The sequence below is a fragment of the Chryseobacterium sp. MDT2-18 genome (assembly GCF_030815285.1).
GTDB classification, from domain to species: domain Bacteria; phylum Bacteroidota; class Bacteroidia; order Flavobacteriales; family Weeksellaceae; genus Kaistella; species Kaistella salivictor.
The window spans coordinates 82,805-99,671 of the sequence record NZ_JAUSWQ010000009.1; the positions used below are offsets into that span (position 1 = coordinate 82,805).

The 16,867-nt window shown below is 36.7% G+C and carries 19 protein-coding genes; 11 read left to right on the forward strand and 8 right to left on the reverse strand.

Going from position 1 to position 16,867, the window contains the following annotated elements; all coding sequences use genetic code 11:
- Position 1: 1 nt before the first annotated feature.
- The 6 genes from QF004_RS10275 to QF004_RS10300 all read right to left on the reverse strand — a co-directional run bounded on the left by QF004_RS10275 (position 2) and on the right by QF004_RS10300 (position 4,115).
- A complete protein-coding gene (locus tag QF004_RS10275) occupies positions 2-379 on the reverse strand; it encodes a YchJ family protein (protein ID WP_307425887.1) in 378 nt (125 codons plus the stop codon).
- A gap of 27 nt (positions 380-406) precedes the next feature.
- The gene (locus QF004_RS10280) at positions 407-856 is read right to left on the reverse strand and encodes a GNAT family N-acetyltransferase (protein WP_133438639.1); all 450 of its coding nucleotides are present in this window, start codon (positions 854-856) and stop codon (positions 407-409) included.
- A gap of 3 nt (positions 857-859) precedes the next feature.
- Positions 860-1,363: a DinB family protein gene (locus QF004_RS10285; RefSeq protein WP_307425890.1), complete on the reverse strand. Its 504-nt coding sequence runs from the start codon at positions 1,361-1,363 to the stop codon at positions 860-862.
- A gap of 106 nt (positions 1,364-1,469) precedes the next feature.
- Positions 1,470-2,609, reverse strand: coding sequence for a cystathionine gamma-synthase (locus tag QF004_RS10290; protein ID WP_307425893.1), 1,140 nt, complete (start codon positions 2,607-2,609; stop codon positions 1,470-1,472).
- 70 nt (positions 2,610-2,679) lie between these two features.
- A complete protein-coding gene (gene gldC, locus QF004_RS10295) occupies positions 2,680-3,006 on the reverse strand; it encodes a gliding motility protein GldC (RefSeq protein WP_133438636.1) in 327 nt (108 codons plus the stop codon).
- 128 nt (positions 3,007-3,134) lie between these two features.
- The gene (locus QF004_RS10300; protein ID WP_133438635.1) at positions 3,135-4,115 is read right to left on the reverse strand and encodes a gliding motility protein GldB; all 981 of its coding nucleotides are present in this window, start codon (positions 4,113-4,115) and stop codon (positions 3,135-3,137) included.
- A 43-nt stretch (positions 4,116-4,158) separates the two neighbouring features.
- Between QF004_RS10300 and QF004_RS10305 the strand changes: the two genes are divergently transcribed.
- The 4 genes from QF004_RS10305 to QF004_RS10320 all read left to right on the forward strand — a co-directional run bounded on the left by QF004_RS10305 (position 4,159) and on the right by QF004_RS10320 (position 6,471).
- Positions 4,159-4,704, forward strand: coding sequence for a GNAT family N-acetyltransferase (locus QF004_RS10305; RefSeq protein WP_307425900.1), 546 nt, complete (start codon positions 4,159-4,161; stop codon positions 4,702-4,704).
- A 55-nt stretch (positions 4,705-4,759) separates the two neighbouring features.
- Positions 4,760-5,548 carry an NAD(+) synthase gene (gene nadE / locus QF004_RS10310; RefSeq protein WP_307425903.1) on the forward strand — a complete coding sequence of 263 codons (789 nt, stop codon included), beginning with the start codon at positions 4,760-4,762 and terminating at the stop codon, positions 5,546-5,548.
- A gap of 50 nt (positions 5,549-5,598) precedes the next feature.
- On the forward strand, positions 5,599-6,096 hold the full coding sequence (locus QF004_RS10315) for a ribonuclease domain-containing protein (protein WP_307425904.1): 498 nt from the start codon (positions 5,599-5,601) through the stop codon (positions 6,094-6,096).
- Positions 6,097-6,171: 75 nt separating this feature from the next.
- Positions 6,172-6,471, forward strand: a complete 300-nt coding sequence (locus QF004_RS10320) for a barstar family protein (RefSeq protein ID WP_133438631.1) — start codon at positions 6,172-6,174, stop codon at positions 6,469-6,471.
- Between the two features lie 58 nt (positions 6,472-6,529).
- Here QF004_RS10320 and QF004_RS10325 read toward each other — a convergent pair whose 3' ends face one another.
- A complete protein-coding gene (locus QF004_RS10325; protein WP_307425909.1) occupies positions 6,530-7,753 on the reverse strand; it encodes a hypothetical protein in 1,224 nt (407 codons plus the stop codon).
- A gap of 36 nt (positions 7,754-7,789) precedes the next feature.
- Positions 7,790-10,384 carry a TonB-dependent receptor plug domain-containing protein gene (locus tag QF004_RS10330; RefSeq protein WP_307425912.1) on the reverse strand — a complete coding sequence of 865 codons (2,595 nt, stop codon included), beginning with the start codon at positions 10,382-10,384 and terminating at the stop codon, positions 7,790-7,792.
- 192 nt (positions 10,385-10,576) lie between these two features.
- Here QF004_RS10330 and QF004_RS10335 point away from each other — a divergent pair, with 192 nt between their 5' ends.
- The 7 genes from QF004_RS10335 to QF004_RS10365 all read left to right on the forward strand — a co-directional run bounded on the left by QF004_RS10335 (position 10,577) and on the right by QF004_RS10365 (position 16,754).
- Complete coding sequence (locus QF004_RS10335; protein WP_133438628.1) at positions 10,577-11,254, forward strand: response regulator transcription factor; 678 nt, start codon at positions 10,577-10,579, stop codon at positions 11,252-11,254.
- Positions 11,255-11,297: 43 nt separating this feature from the next.
- Entirely contained in the window at positions 11,298-12,329 is a 1,032-nt protein-coding gene (locus tag QF004_RS10340; protein ID WP_133438627.1) for a cell wall metabolism sensor histidine kinase WalK, read from the forward strand.
- Positions 12,330-12,458: 129 nt separating this feature from the next.
- On the forward strand, positions 12,459-13,040 hold the full coding sequence (locus tag QF004_RS10345; protein ID WP_307425916.1) for a hypothetical protein: 582 nt from the start codon (positions 12,459-12,461) through the stop codon (positions 13,038-13,040).
- 171 nt (positions 13,041-13,211) lie between these two features.
- On the forward strand, positions 13,212-14,558 hold the full coding sequence (locus tag QF004_RS10350) for an alpha-amylase family glycosyl hydrolase (RefSeq protein WP_307425921.1): 1,347 nt from the start codon (positions 13,212-13,214) through the stop codon (positions 14,556-14,558).
- 192 nt (positions 14,559-14,750) lie between these two features.
- Positions 14,751-15,344, forward strand: coding sequence for a transposase (locus QF004_RS10355; protein ID WP_307425924.1), 594 nt, complete (start codon positions 14,751-14,753; stop codon positions 15,342-15,344).
- A gap of 92 nt (positions 15,345-15,436) precedes the next feature.
- Positions 15,437-15,877, forward strand: coding sequence for a hypothetical protein (locus tag QF004_RS10360; protein ID WP_307425927.1), 441 nt, complete (start codon positions 15,437-15,439; stop codon positions 15,875-15,877).
- 82 nt (positions 15,878-15,959) lie between these two features.
- Complete coding sequence (locus QF004_RS10365; protein ID WP_307425930.1) at positions 15,960-16,754, forward strand: thymidylate synthase; 795 nt, start codon at positions 15,960-15,962, stop codon at positions 16,752-16,754.
- The last annotated feature ends 113 nt before the right edge of the window (positions 16,755-16,867 follow it).

The following is a 16,867-nucleotide window of genomic DNA, read 5'->3' on the forward strand; positions in this document are numbered from 1 at the left end:
ATTAGCTTAAGAATTTTCCTTTCACATAATACCAGCGATCGTTTTTTTGTTTAAAATCTGACAGTTCGTGATGAATCTGTGGTTTTCCTTTATCATCGGTATAAAACGCTTTAAACTCGACCTGATTTGAATTCGGTTTGCGGATAATCTCCAGTTTTGTCCATTCATTGATTTCTCCCCATTCCTGTAAATCTTCTTTGTTGTGCAATTTACGTTTGGCAGGAAAAGTCGTTTCCATCAGATATTCTCCATTCGGAATCGCGAAGGCTGAAAACCGTGAACGCATCAAAGCTTCAGCAGTTGGTGCATGTTTTTCGCCGTGGTGATACGGTTTGCAACATTCGTCGTACGATTTTCCGGAGCAACAGGGACAGTTCATTTTCAAATATTTATTACAATTCACCCATTATTTCATGTTCGACCATTCGTAAAAATTTACGTTATCATATAATTCAAAACCACAATTGGGGTAGAGTTGGTTTCCGATTTCATTATTTTTTCCGGTTTCCAAAAGCATTCCACAAGCCGAAGTTTCGCGACACAAATTTTTTGCTTCTTCAATTAATTGCTTTGAAAAACCTTTCCCGCGAAAATTTTCATTCACATATAAATCATTCAAAAGCCAATATTTTTTCATTCTTGTGGAAGAAAAAAGGGGATACAGCTGAACAAATCCAACCAGTGTTCCGTCCAATTCAGCCACATAAATTTCGGAATCCTTATTTTGTAATCTTTCCTTGAGGAAAGTTTCTGCACTTTTTACATCGCTTTCTTTATGATAAAAAATCCTGTATTCATCAAACAAAACGGATAAATCTGAGCAATCATCAATTGTCGCTTTTCTTGTCTTCTGCATTTTTTACAATTCTGTTAAATACCTTTCTTCAATAATATTCAAATGATGAATGTTATGCCCAACAATTAATTTCCCTATCGTTTCGACCGAAATTATGTGGCCATTGGCTTTTCCGGTATTTTTTAAAACAGATGGATTCAATGTTTCCAATAAAATTTGAGAAGATTGCCTCACGAATTGATATTCCCGTAATAAAGAATCTAAACTTCTTTCATTCGCAAACGAATTCGCGGCATAATTTTCTTCATCGAAACCTGGCAACCCAGATTTTTCACCTCTTGCAAAAGCCAAAATTCGGTATTGGAAAATTCTTTCGGTATCCGATAAATGTAAAAGCAATTCCTTCAACGTCCATTTTCCTTCTGAATAAGCGAAATTGGACTGTTCTTCGGTTAAATAGGAATATAAGGATACGGTTTTTTCGCCCGATTTTTTCAGCTCTTCCAGCCAATTTTCAGAGGGAATTAAATCTAAATATCTTTGAATGTATTTTTGAAATTCGTTCATTGGAAATTTTATTTTAAACCACAAAAGGCACAAAAGTTTTATATTTCTTTAAATAAAACTTTTGTGACTTTTATGGTTATGAATTTTAAAAAAAATCAAAAGGATTTTAACCGAAAGCTCTTTCTAAATCTGCGATCAAATCTTCTTTATCTTCAATTCCAACGCTTAATCTCACCAAATCATCGGTGATTCCTAATTCTGCGCGTTTTTCTGCGGGAATAGAAGCGTGGGTCATCAAAGCCGGATGATTGGCCAAAGATTCTACACCGCCTAGAGATTCAGCCAGAGTAAATACTTTTACCTTTTCTAAAAACTTAATTGAATCTTCTTTTTTTCCTGATTTAAAGGTGAAAGAAACCATTCCGCCAAAATCTTTCATCTGTTTTTTGGCCAAATCAAATTGCGGATGAGATTCTAATCCTGGATAAAAAACCTGATCTACGGCTGGATGATTTTCCAAATATTTCGCGACTACCATTCCGTTTTCAGAATGCCTCTGAACTCTTAAAGCCAATGTTTTTATTCCTCTTAAAACCAAATAAGAATCGTGCGGTCCGAGAATTCCACCACTTGCAAACTGAATGAAATGTAATTTTTCTCCAAGTTCGGGAGTTTTCGCAATAAGTGCTCCTGCAATCACATCAGAATGTCCGCCCAAATATTTCGTAGCAGAATGCATGACGATATCTGCACCTAAATCCAATGGCAACTGAAGATAAGGCGTCGCAAAAGTATTGTCGACCGCAACCAAAATATCTTTTCCTTTTACCAGATCCGTCACCGCTTTGATGTCGACCAGTTTCATTAATGGATTCGTCGGAGTTTCGAGCCAGATCAATTTGGTTTTATCCGTAATTACGTCTGATATTTTTGAAACATCGTCAAAATTCACAAACGTAAATTTCAACTGGTATTTTTCGAATAATCGCGTGAACATTCTGTATGTCCCACCATATAAATCATCAACGGCAACAACTTCATCGCCTGGATTTAATAATTTTAAAACACAGTCAATCGCAGCCAAACCGGAACCAAAAGCCAATCCTCTTGCTCCGTTTTCGATGGAAGCCAAACTGTCTTCCAAAGCTTGTCTTGTCGGGTTTGCCGCTCTTGAATATTCGTATCCGGAATGTACCCCCGGAGATTTCTGCGCAAAAGTAGACGTTAAAAATACAGGAACATTCACAGATCCTGTCGCTGACTCGTGGTGTTGGCCACCGTGGATTACTTTGGTATTGAAATTCATAATTTTTATAATTTAGCAATATATCAATTTAACAGTTTTCTTAGACTTTTAGATTGCTATATTTATTTTTTTACATTTTTATCGCAGCACGTTGTGCAAATTCTTCTGCCATTTGTTCAAGCCAAAATGCAACATCTTCTTCGCCAGTCGCTCTTTCGTAGGTGTTACCCATAGAAATTAAGATTTGGTGCAGAAACATTTTCATCTGGTCAACAGGCATGTCTTTCGTCCAGAGATCGATTCTTAAGGCTTCCTTTGTTTCGTCGTCCCACACAGAAATCATCGTGGCTTTGGTTTCCTGTTTTTCGACTCCACCGTCTTCAGCATTCCACGTCATTCGTTCGGGAACGTGGTTTTCGTCTAATTCAATATCTATTGTGATTTGAGTTTTTTTCATATGTAGATTTTTATTTTTTAAAATTGAAAGTTTGAATTATTTAAATATTTCTATTTTAGTTTTTAAAGTAATAGTAATCATATCTCGTGTCTCTTATCAGTCAGCGAAGCTATCCCTATCTATTGTCTTTAGTTTTTCGGTTTGTAATTACTTTGATTAAAAATTTCCTGAGCGTTCATTTTTAGAAAATCCACCAACTTAGTTTCTGGTTTTTCCTGATAGAATTTTCTGCAGATCTGCCAACCTGTAAAAATTCCGATTTGTGGTGAAGATTCATTATCGATTTCGGTGTAGAATTTAGAAAATGGCGCAGGATTGATGAACCGTTCTCCTAATCTTTGGTCGTCACTGAAAACCAAATTGTTCTCCACGAAATAATTCCAGATATTGGCTTCGTTGGCTTTGGCCCATTCATATTGCTCGGGCGTATAATTCATTTTTAAAGCATCCGATTCGTTGGGTAAAAAGGCATCCTGCAAAGTCATCAGTTTTCCGTAATACACGATTTGGTCTATGAATTTTTGATGTTCAAAATTGGGTTTCACAAAGTGTTCCGCCAGAATTTCAGAAACTTTAGGAATAATGTTTTTTGGATTCATGCTTTTCTGAAAATACAGTTCCAAACCTGTGTAATTGGGATTATTCTCTCCCATAAAGGCGGTAATGTCGATAAATAACATTTCTTTTTCAGGCTCATAAAAGATGGGTTCCATAATGCCCTGTAATGCTGAAGAGTACAGGAAAACCTGTGGTTCTTTAAAATTGGGGAAATAATTTTTAATGTTTGAAAATAAAGAAGCCAAGTCATTATTCAGTTTTTGAATATCGATTTTTGAAACCGCTTCTTTGTACACTTTAATTTCCTCGGGATCTTTTCTTCTTTCGGCAAAATCTTCATTAGGAACAGTTCCCTGAAACCATGGATATTTTTGGGTAAAAGTTTCCAGTGGAATATCGGGATCGTAGAATTCTTTGGAAATATCGATCAACTGTACTTTTTCAACTGGATTTTTCACCTCTACTTTCCAAATATTTGTGGTGTCTTTTTTACACGAAGCCAATCCTGTTAGGAATACCGCAGAAAATAAGAGATATCTAAAAAACTTCATTATTTTTACATCAAAATTAGAAAGGCAAAAATAAGGAAAATTAATGGCAAAAATATTTGTTGATACCGAAAGACTTATTTTAAGAGAAATTATTTCAGAGGATATCGAAAGAATTTTTTTACTTGACAGCAATCCGGAGGTTATGAAATATATCGGTGTAAAACCAGTAACAAAATTGGAAGAATCTGAAGAGACAATTCAGAAAATCAGAAAACAATATACCGAAAATGGAATTGCAAGATGGGCAGTGATTGAAAAAAAATCTAATCTTTTAATCGGCTGGTGTGGTTTGAAATTGTTGACTGATCCGGTTAATGGTTTCAAAAATGTTTACGAATTGGGTTATCGCTTTTTACCCGGATACTGGGGAAAAGGATATGCTACAGAATCGGCAAAAGGAGTTTTAGAATATGGTTTTAGAAATATGAATTTGAATGTAATTTATGCTTGTGCAGTGATTCAAAACATTGATTCAAACAAAATGTTAAAAGATAAATTGGGCTTTGAAGAAAAGGCGACTTTTATTGACGAATTAGATCATGCAACTTGTTATTGGTACGAGTTGAAAAAAGAAAATTTTTTAAAATAAGAAATGAGGGCTGTTAGAGCTTTAAGCTCTAACAGCCCTTTTAACCGAAAAAAATATGCAAACAGAAAAAGTAATAGCAAAAATAGTGTTATGGTTGAGGAATTACGCCGATAAAGCCAACGTAAAAGGCTACGTCATCGGCGTTTCCGGCGGTGTCGATTCTGCAGTGGTTTCTACGTTGTGTGCCATGACAGGGTTGAAAACCTTGTTAATCGAAATGCCGATACGCCAAAATGCCGATGAGGTTGACCGTGCCCTGGAACACATGGAAGATTTAAAAAACCGTTTCTCAAACGTAGAAATCATGTCGGTGAACCTGACTCCCGTGTTCGAAGAATTATACAAAACTTTCGATGTTAAAGATGCAGATTTTCCGGCTGAAAAACTTGCTTTTGCCAATACCCGCGCAAGATTGCGAATGCTGACTTTATATTATTACGGACAAATCAACAATCTTCTGGTTTGTGGAACCGGAAACAAAATAGAAGATTTTGGGATTGGATTTTTTACCAAATACGGTGACGGCGGCGTAGATGTTTCACCGATTGCCGATTTGTATAAAACAGAAGTTTATGCTTTGGCAAAATCATTGGAACTTGTAGAATCAATTCAAAATGCCATTCCTGCAGATGGATTGTGGGATGAAGCCAGAACCGATGAGCAGCAAATCGGGGCGACTTATCCGGAGCTTGAGAAAATTCAGAAAGAATGGGGAACGAAAACAGAAAGTGATTATTCGGGAAGAGATCTGGAAGTTTTCAAAATTTTCAGCCGGATGAATAAAGCTGCTCAACATAAAATTCAGCCGATTCCGGTGTGTGATATTCCTGAAGAATGGCGTTGAAATTTCCTTCATTTTTAAGGGATATTTAAAATAATTTCAAATAAAAATTAATGAACAAAGACAAAATAAAAATTCTCCTCTTCTTTATCATCGGATTATTGACTGCATTTCTGGTCATGTATCTGATTAACTATTATAAAGTCGAAAAGAAAACGGAGACCGCAAATTCTGAAGTTTCTATTCAGGAAAATAAAAGTGCACCATCAGCAAAAGTCTCGGGAAACATCAATGAACTCACCGAAGAAAAAACGGTTATTAATTATGTGAAAATCAATCACCGGCTCCCCGATTATTATCTGACCAAATCCGAAGCTCGAAAACAAGGCTGGATCGCTTCAAAAGGAAATTTATGCGATGTTCTTCCCGGAAAAGCCATTGGTGGAGATCATTTCAGCAACAGAGAAAAAAAACTTCCTGCCGGAAATAATTATCATGAAGCTGACGTTAATTACAATTGTGCCAACCGAAATGCCGATCGAATTATCTTTACCGAAAACGGCGAAGTCTGGCTCACCAAAGATCATTATAAAACTTTTGACAAGCAATAATAAGAGCCAAGTAAAAAGTAAAAAGAGCCAAGTGGGCTGGATGGGATTACTTTTAAAATTTAAAATTAAAAAATTATGAATACTGTATATATAGATTTCTTGGAAATCGGAGATATGGAAGATTTTTTCGATCAATTAAAAGAAAAACTAAAACTTCCTGAAACGTTCGGCGACAATCTGGATGCGCTGTACGATTCCATAACCGGATTTGTGGAGCTTCCGCTGCATATTGAATTTGTGAATATGAGTGTAGAACAACTTGAGGATTTCGAAGATTTGCTGACCACTTTGGAAGATGCCGACGATGAACTTGATGATTTTTCATTTTCGTATTATCTTGAACAATATGGCGATGAGGATGAGGTTGCAGAATAAAAAAAGAGCTTTTCAAAAAATTTTGAAAAGCCTTTTTTTTGATATAAAGAATTAAAACTTATTTGAGTGGCGCCAAAAGATCTACACCATTTACAGTGGCCCACGCACCTGAAGTCAGAACAACTTTGGTTACGGTGGCAGCATTGGTAAAGCTTAGAGGATTTGTTGAAGTGAAAGCATAGCCGAATTTCAAAAGATTATCATTATTTGCGGTAGCGAATAATGGTTCTACTTTGATTTTTCCTGCTGCAAGCTGACTTGTTTCTGTAGCCAGATCTTGGATTAAAACTGCGAATGCACTTTTTCCACCGGTGTTTTTGTACCCGTCGACATATACATTGGAGAAAATTCCCGTTCCCTGTTTTTTAAATTGAATTGCTGAAACTTCCGGCGAGCCCGAAACTTCTGGAAGTGTTCCCGCGGCTCTGATTAAAGTAATGGTATTTACTTTCGGCGGCGTATTGTCGGCGTTAGAGGATGCTTCGATTTCCATTCCAAAATTACCGATTCCGGTTTGGTAACCGAACCAGTTGGAGTTGTTTTGGCCGCTCCAGGAATCTTGCCAGTCAAAAGCATCATCATAATTTCCGTAAGAAATTAAGTTTTTCGCACTCACCGTACCTCCAAAAAATTCATAACCATCATCGGTTCCTTTATAGGCAACCAGGTTTTCTAAAGTTGTGCCGGCACCAACTGCATAGAATGTCATCGAGTTGGTCTCTGAAGTTCCGTCACCGATTTTTCTTCCTCCGTATTCCACGCGTACAAATTTCATGGTTCCGGAATTGGAGTTGGCATCTGCGCCACCGTAATATTGGTTGTTGCCATCTTCAGAAAGTGCTGTTGTTGCTCCATTCAAGGCTTTAATCGGGGCGTCGCCATACAAAGTTACACCTCCCCAATCACCGGGAGTTTTATTGTCTGAGGTGAAAACAATTGGTTGATCTGCCGTACCTGCCGCATTTATTTTCGCTCCTTTTAAAATAACCAAACCACTTACTTCACTGGTTGTTGCGGTGAAAACTGCACCAGGTTCGATGGTGATTGTAGCCCCTGAACTAACTTTCACAATGCCTTTCAGGGTGTAATTCCCTTTTTTAACAAGAAGGTCTTTAGAGATTTCTCCGGATAGAGTTCCCGAGCCGTCCATTACATTTCCTGTTGTTTGCGGATTTCCACCGTTTGTAGTAGGCGTATTATTATCCTCCCGAATGTCAACCGTACAAGAGGTTGCCGACAGGACCAAGGCAAGTGATACTAAGGTTAAGATGTTTTTTTTCATTTCTTTTATTAATTTTTTATGAGATTTAAATTTGATTTAGAAAGTGTACCCTACGGTCATGTTAAATGAAGTTCCCTTTTTGTAATTTTCCATCAGAAGGGAATTTTCCTGAACCTGAACTAAGCTTTTATCGCCCAATTTCAGTTGGTACTTAGAATCCAATAAATTTTGAACCGTAAACTTTATGTTCCAGTTTTTTGAGATTTGATTGTTATAGACGAAATCTAATTGATGAAACGGCATTTCAAAAATATTATCCAGTTTAGAGAAACCTACACCGTAAATTTTCTTTCCCGAAACATTATAAATGAGCGAGAATGTCTTAGCGAAATTCTGCGCATTTTTGTACTCATATTTTAAATCCGCATTTACGGTCCAGGGTGCCGCTCCCTGCAAAGCTCTCTTTCTGTTGGCTTCCACGTCGGTTTCCGCGGATTGGTCTGCACTTCTTTGTACATTAGAGTACATCACGGTCGTATTTGCTCCTACAGTCCAGCGGGAAAATGCTTCACTAATTCTGCTTAAAGATAAAATTCCTTCTAATTCAACTCCTGCTAAGGTTGCGGTTTTGGCATTGAAGAACGTAATGGTTTGCCCATTAGAGTTTCCGGAGGCGATATAAGAACGCTCAATAGCTTTGTCGATTTTCTTCGCAAAAATATTTACGGCAAACATTTCTTTATTCGTCGGGAAAACTTCATATTTTAAATCAAAATTGTAGTTTTCACTATTTGATAAATCTTTATTTCCGAAGATGTTTTCGTTGTCCGGATTGATGTATGTGATTGGCATATACTCAATAAGAATCGGTCGCGTAATGGTTTTACTCGCAGCAAAACGAATGTTCGATTTCGTATTTAAAGTTCTCTTAACCGATAAAGAAGGTAAAAAATAATACTGGTTTTTAGTGAGATTTACAAAGTCGTCATTTATTCCTACACTGATTGGCTTGTAGCGGGTGATATTCATGTTGTTTTCAACTCTTCCCCCAAGTAAAAGATCCCATAATGCAGAAGGTTTATAAGTGAGGTTTAAATATCCTGCATTGACAAACTGGTACAAATTATTTTTATATTCCGATGTAGAACCTTCTCTGTAATGATAAGCACCATCTCGGATTGCCTGATCAAAAACACTTTGTGGCTGGTCCCTATCCACCGTAATCTGGGATTGCGAAGGATTGTCCAGAACAGAATAAATGAAACGGTAAGACGTATTTCTAATATCTGCAAAACCGTTATATCCAACGGCCAGTTGCCATGGGAAATCTTTTCTGTCTCCTTTTTGTCCCAGATTCACAGCATATTCGGCAAAGGCTGAAAAGTAATTTTTACCGCTGACATCCAAATATTGTCTGAGTAAATTGTTTCCGCCAACAGATAAGTTAACAATATTTCCTTCGCCCGGTTGACCGTACATGATCTTCCGGTCTGGTTGCTGATAAAAATTGTTCACCCAGCTTGCTCCGGCTTTTAGGGAATGTATTTCACTAAAGGTTTGGGAAACGGTTAGCTGCAGATCGGTAAACCTGGAAATATCCTGTTGATTTACCCGGATGAACTGCTGATTATTGGTTTCACCATTTCTAAATCCTAAATAATCCTGTATAAGATTTTCGGAATTTTGGAGGAAGAATCCATTTAAATTAATGGCAGTTCCTTTATTTTTAAAACCCAAGCCCAGCAAAACAGAAGATTCCGTTTCGTACGTGTATTCTTTTCTGTTGAGGTTGTTGTTATAATCGATTGAATTTCCATTTAATCGAAACTGATTTTTTGCGCCATCTTTGTATTCGTAGTGGTTTCCTTGGTTCAAGGAGAATAGAAACCCTAAGTTTGAAGTTTCTCCTATTTTAAATTTCTGAGCCGTGGTAAAACCCATACTCGTGTTAGGCAAAGATTTTACATTATCCACGTTCCAACCTTCACCAAAAGAATTCCTTGACTGCCCGCTGGTGAAATTATATCCCGAGGGGCGGTAGTCTTTTACTTCATTCGGCAATTGGCGGTCTTTCGAATTCAAACCAACATACCCTTCTATGGAATTGGCGTTGGGATTAATCTTAAAATTATTTCGAAATGTACTCAAAGTATTGATTCCGATTCCAAATTCAATCTTAGAAAATGGTTTTTCGTAAGTTAAAGTTTCAATATCGAAAGTAGCTCCTGCAAAATCTGCGTATAAATTAGAATTGAAAGTCTTGTAAATATTAAGCTTCCCGACCACATCGGTTGGGAACTGTTTCAACGCGATTATTTTTTGAAACGGATTATTTGACGGCGAACCCAAACCATTAATGAGCAAAGTATTGTAGCGGTCTTCTAAGCCTCTTACAAAGATTCCGCGACCCTCCACACTGGTAATTCCCGTCATTTTAACCAATGCCTGTTCAAGATTTGAAATTCCTTTTCGGGAAATCTCTTCAGATCCCATCGATTGTTTTTGGATAATGGCTTTTTTCTGATCGAGCAAAAGAGCCGATTCAGATTTTTTATTCCCAGAAGCTTTGATCGTAACTTCCTCAATGTTTTTTTCCTTGCGTAAAGTGTCCTTCACCGAAACTTGTGCGTAGAGATAAGTTGCAGAGACATTTAATAAAACAACTGCAAGACCCACTTTTCTGATATTCATTTCTTCTTTTTAATTAGATTTCTTTCGAGGCAAAGGAAGAAATAATGCGTTGATTTTGTGTTGCGTCAGTTTTAATTATAGTTTACCATTGCCTTAACAAAAATGGGGTAATATTAATTTAATATGAATATTTGAATTAATGAAATTTGGAACATTTAATTTGAGTAAATTTGAAAGAATAAAAAGTTTACAATGCACAAGAAAAAGATTCTTTTGATTGACGATGAGGTTGATATTTTAGAAATAATCTCCTATAATCTCGAGAAAGAAGGGTATCTGGTTACCACCGCAACCAATGGGAACGATGGTATTCTGAAAGCCAAAGAAATAATTCCCGACCTGATTCTTCTCGATGTGATGATGCCGGAAAAAGATGGTATTGAAACCTGCCAGGAACTTCGTCAGATTAAAGAACTGCAGAATACGCTCATCGTTTTTCTCTCTGCCCGAAGCGAAGAGTTTTCTCAATTGGCAGGTTTTCAGGCTGGCGCAAACGATTACGTCGTAAAAATCATTAAGCCGAAAATTCTTATTTCTAAAATTAATGCGCTTTTGCAACTGACTTCAAAAGTAAGCAACGACGCCAAAGTCCTGAAAATTGGCGACTTGGTTATCGACAAAGACAATGTGAAAGTGACCAAAAGCGGACAGCACTTTTTATTGCCTAAAAAAGAATTCGATTTGCTTTATCTTTTAGCCTCAAACACTGAAAAAGTTTTTAAACGGGAAGAGATTTTAGAAAAAGTTTGGGGAAATGATGTGGTTGTTGGCGAAAGAACCATCGATGTCCACATCAGAAGACTGCGCGAAAAACTGGGCATCAATACGATACAGACTTTAAAAGGAATCGGGTATAAATTAGTGGTTTAAGTTTAGTAAATCAGCATCTTCTACCCAATTAATTTTCAAAATAATGAAATTTTACCGCCTTACTTTTCTCGCATCATTATTCCTTACCGGCGTTATGCTTTTGCTGGTGTACATTTTCGATTCTGCCAAGCATTCGTTTCCGGAAAACAGGCAGCAGTTTTATCAGACCTTAATTTTGGGCGCTCTCATTTTGGGTATTATCAATTATCTGGTGGTTGATTTTCTTTTTAATTTTTACGGAAAAAGACAGATCAGGAAAATATCAACCATTTTACCCGAAGAAATAACCGATGAAGATAATGATTTGAACTTCAAAGAACTGGGTCAAAGGGTTTCTGATCTCAATCTTAAAAACACTGCCGAAATCGATACCATGAAGGGAATGGAAACCTACCGCAAAGAATACATCGGTAATATCTCGCATGAGATGAAAACGCCGCTTTTTACCATTCAGGGTTACGTGGATACTTTGTTGGAAGGTGGCGTAGAAAACCTGGCAATCCGGGATAAATACCTGGAGAGAATTGATAAATCTGTGGAAAGATTACTTAACATAGTAAAGGATTTAGACATGATGAATCAGTTTGAAAGTGGCGAGATTACTTTATCTGAAAGCCGCTTCGATCTCAATCACCTCATCCGTGAACTGATTGATATACTGGATCTGGAAGCCCAGAAAAAGAACACCAAAATTATTCTGCAGACCTCTTCAAATCAAATGTTGGTGATGGCAGATAAACAAAAAATTTCGCAGGTTTTAATCAATTTAATTTCAAATGCCATATATTATTCCAACCGCGAAAGTGCAACGGTAACCATCAAAACTAGTATCGAAAATCAGAAAGTTTTGGTCGAAGTTAAAGACAATGGAATGGGCATCAAACCAGAAATGCTGCATCGGATTTTCGAAAGGTTTTACAGGATTGAATCCAGCAGAAATAGAAACGATGGCGGCTCGGGTCTCGGTCTGGCGATTGTAAAGCATATTTTAGAAGCACATGGGGAAAATATCTCCGTAGAAAGTGTTTACTTAGAAGGTACGCGATTCAGTTTTTCTTTGCCCAAAACGATTTAGGATGGCGAGAAATTTAAGCAAAACTTTTTAATAAAAAGTCTGTAATAATTTTTTTGCCAAATTTCAATTGTTTTATATTTGCAGTCGAAGAATAAAACTAATAATTAATCGTAAAAATTTAAGGTAATAATGGTTTACAAACTCCGAATTATTTTAGACACCAAAGAGAATATTTTCAGAGATGTTGAAATAAAAGACAAGCAAAATCTTTGGAACCTGCATTTGGGAATCAAAAGTGCATTTTCATTGATGGGTGATGATTTGTCTGTTTTTAATATCCTGGATGAAGATGGAGTGGTGGTAAAGACTGTGCCACTGGAAGATATGAGTGACGACGGTGAAGGAGAAATTATGTCTGATATTTATATCAACGAGGCCTTTCAGAAATCAGGAGACAAAATTCATTTCCAATATGGATTTATGGACTTGTGGGAATTCTTTTGTGAACTCATTGAGATTATCGATGAGAAACCTGCGGTAAATTATCCCATTACCGTTTTCAGATTTGGAAAAATGCCGCTAAAAGCCCCTACAAAAAACGGAACAAAAGCAAAAAGAAATGGTGTAATTACTTTATCCGATGACGAATTCCCAAGTTTTGAGGATGAATTTAAAGCCACCAGTTTTGACGTTGATGACGACGAAGACGATGATGATTTTGATGATGACGACGACTTCGATGACGACGACTTCGAAGACGATTTAAACTAAATGATTTGTAAATAATAAAAACCTCGAAAACCTCGGGGTTTTTTTAATGAAGAAAATAAAGATTCAGAAACTCATTTTGTCAATTTTTTATATCACCAGCCGGCAATTTAGCCATTGCCACACGTAGGGAAATTAAATAATAAACGATATATTTGCCCTAAATCTTAACCTATGAAAAGACTGATTCTTTTAGCAATTCTGGGAATAGGAGTGATTTCCTGCACCACCCAAAAAAATAAGAAACAAATGGATTTACCCAGCGAGTGGAAACATACGACGAATATCTACGAAGTTAACCTCAGACAATATACTCAGGAAGGAACCTTCCGCGCTTTCGAAAAAGAAATGCCGCGCCTGAAAGAAATGGGCGTGAAAACTTTGTGGTTCATGCCGATTACCCCCATTTCCCAGAAAGTGAAAAAGGGAACGATGGGAAGTCAATACGCGGCGCACGATTACGTTTCCATCAATCCCGAATTCGGTAATTTAGAAGATTTCAAACATTTGGTGAATGAAGCGCACAAAATGGGTTTCAAAGTGATCATCGACTGGGTGGCCAATCACACCGGTTGGGATCATGTCTGGACGGTTTCTCATCCCGAATATTACCTTCACGATGCAGACGGGAAATTCCATATCGCTTCCGGAATGGACGATATCATCGAACTTGATTATTCAAATCCCGACATGAGAAAAGCAATGATCGATGCCATGAAATTTTGGGTTCGTGAAACCAAAATCGATGGATTCCGCTGCGATTTGGCCAGTTGGGTAGAAGTCGATTTCTGGGAACAGGCAAGACCCGAAGTTGAAAAGATAAAACCCTTATTTTTCATCGGCGAATTTGATGAACTCGAAAATCCGGAATATGGTAAAGTTTTCGATGCCAGTTATTCCTGGACCTGGATGCACAAAACTGAAGATTATTACAAAAAAAATCTTCCACTTGCTGAGTTAAAGGATTTACTTCAAAAGTATTCTGCAATTGGCGACCAATCCATGAGAGCTTGGTTTACGACCAACCATGACGAAAATACCTGGAACGGAACCGAATATGAAAAATATGGCGTGATCGCGAAACCTTTGGCTGTCTTTTCTGCCACCTGGGGCGGGATTCCATTAATGTACTCCGGTCAGGAATTGCCGAATATGAAGCGGTTAGAGTTTTTTGAAAAAGATGTCATTGACTGGAACGGAAATTATCAAATGGCGGATTTCTACAAAACGTTATTTAACTTAAAAACCAATAATCCCGCATTAAGAGGTGGCGACGCAGCTGCATCAACGCATTTGTTAAAAACTTCTGCCGATGATAAAGTTTTAGCCTACGTTAGAAAAAATGGGAAAAATGAAGTTTTGACAGTTTTAAATTTTTCGAAAGAAGCAGTTTCTTTTACCATCGATGATGAGAATGCTGGCGGAATTTTTAAAAATGTTTTTTCCGGTCCGGTAAAGGATTTCGCTCAGGATAAAAGTTTTTACTTGCCTGTAGGCGGTTATGCCGTAATGGAAAAATAGACGACATCCTTATTAAAGTGTCAATAGGAAAGGGCTTTGGCCCGTTTTTAATAAATATTTTTCGAGAAATAAATGTGTTTCCAACTCAAAAAACCCTTTCAGCGTTTCGTCTTTTGATATATTCGTTTTCTAATGATAAAACGCTGAAAGGGTTTTTTGAGTTGGAAACAAAATTTTTCTTAATTTCAAAATATGAAAATTGACAATTTAGAAGAAGGATTTTTCTATCACATTTATAACAGAGGAAATAACAGTGAAAATATTTTCATTGAAGAACAAAACTATGCCTATTTTACAAAATTGATGCATCGTTATGTTTTACCAATTGCCGATGTTTATGCATATTGTTTAATGAAAAATCATTTTCATTTTTTGTTAAGAATTAAAGAAAAAAGTTCTGTAAAAGAACATGAGCTAAAATATACAACGGTTATTAAACCCAAAATAATTTCAGCGTCTAGGCAATTGTCTCATTTTTTTAATGCTTATTCACAGGCTGTAAATAAAAAATACGAAAGAACAGGAAGTCTTTTTGAAAAACCTTTCGAGCGCAAAAGAATTGAAGACGAAGCATATTTGAAAAGATTGGTTGTTTATATTCATTCAAATCCGATAAATCATGGTTTTTGTGAAAAGGTGAAAGATTATAAATGGAGTTCATTCAATGCAATTATTTCCGAGAATTCAACCAAAATTATGCGGGAAGAAGTAATTGAATTATTTGGCGGAAAAGAAAATTTCATTTTTTGCCTTGAAAATTTGAATGATGAAGATTTAATTTTTTAAAATAACAAAACCCTTTCAGCGTTTTCACTACCCGAAAAAGAATTTCAAATAAGGAAAAAAACGCTGAAAGGGTAACTCCACAAATCAAAGAAATGAATAAACAAGACATTTTAAATATCGTCAAAACAAAACTCGCCGAAAAAATTAAAAATTTAGAAAATTTAATTGCCGAAACCCGAGCTTCCAACAACGAAACCAAAAGTTCGATGGGTGATAAGTATGAAACATCGCGAGAAATGGTTCAGCAGGAAATCAACAATCTGCAGATTCAGTTGAATGAAAATGTAAGGGCGAAAAATTCTTTAAAATCAATCAATACCAATCCTCATCAGATAATCGGTTTGGGAAGTTTGGTAGAAACCGACAAAGGATTCTTTTACATCGCAGTTTCTTTAGGAAATATTGAAAATCATCATCAAAAAATATTTTTAATATCACCGGAAAGTCCTTTGGCACGCGCAATGACAGAAAAGTCTGAAGGCGAAGAATTTTATTTAAATAAGATAAAACAGAACATTATAAAAATTTGGTAAATTTGAAAACTGTTATCATTTGTCCATTTTAATTTTCAGATGAACACATCGTTCACATTATCACTTCAACACATTCAAATCAATGCAAAACTACCTCGATCTTCTTCAGCATATTTTAGACAACGGAACCGATAAAACCGACCGAACTGGCACCGGTACAAGAAGCGTTTTTGGTTACCAGTTGCGTTACGATTTGTCGAAAGGTTTCCCTTTAATGACTACGAAAAAAGTTCATTTAAAATCCATTATTTATGAATTACTTTGGTTTTTAAAAGGGGACACGAACATTAAATATTTGAATGATAACGGCGTTTCCATCTGGAATGAGTGGGCCGATGAAAATGGCGATCTCGGGCCTGTTTACGGCGCGCAATGGCGAAGCTGGACTGGAGCAAACGGAAAAGTAGTCGATCAGATTACGGAAGTTATAGACCAGATCAAAAAAAATCCGGATTCCCGGCGTTTAATCGTTTCTGCCTGGAATGTTGCTGAAATCCCGAATATGGCTTTAGCGCCTTGTCACGCTTTGTTTCAGTTCTATGTTGCCGATGGAAAATTATCTTTGCAACTCTACCAAAGAAGCGCAGATGTTTTTCTGGGTGTTCCTTTCAATATCGCAAGTTACGCTTTGTTATTGATGATGGTTGCAAAGGTTTGCGGTTTAGAAGTCGGCGATTATGTACACACTTTTGGCGATGTTCATATTTATAACAATCATTTCGAACAGGTTCATAAACAGCTTTCGCGCACACCGAAAGAGTTACCCACGATGAAGCTGAATCCGGAAATTAAAGATATTTTCGATTTCGATTTTGAAGATTTTACTTTAGAAAATTATAATCCTGAGCCGGGAATTAAAGCGCCGGTTGCGGTATAAATCACTTGATGCGAATTTTCCTCAAATTCAATACGCTTTCGTTGGCGAAAAACATGTTAAATTATTTTATGAGATTAAGGAAAATATAGTTGTTATGAAACTTTTCTGGCATT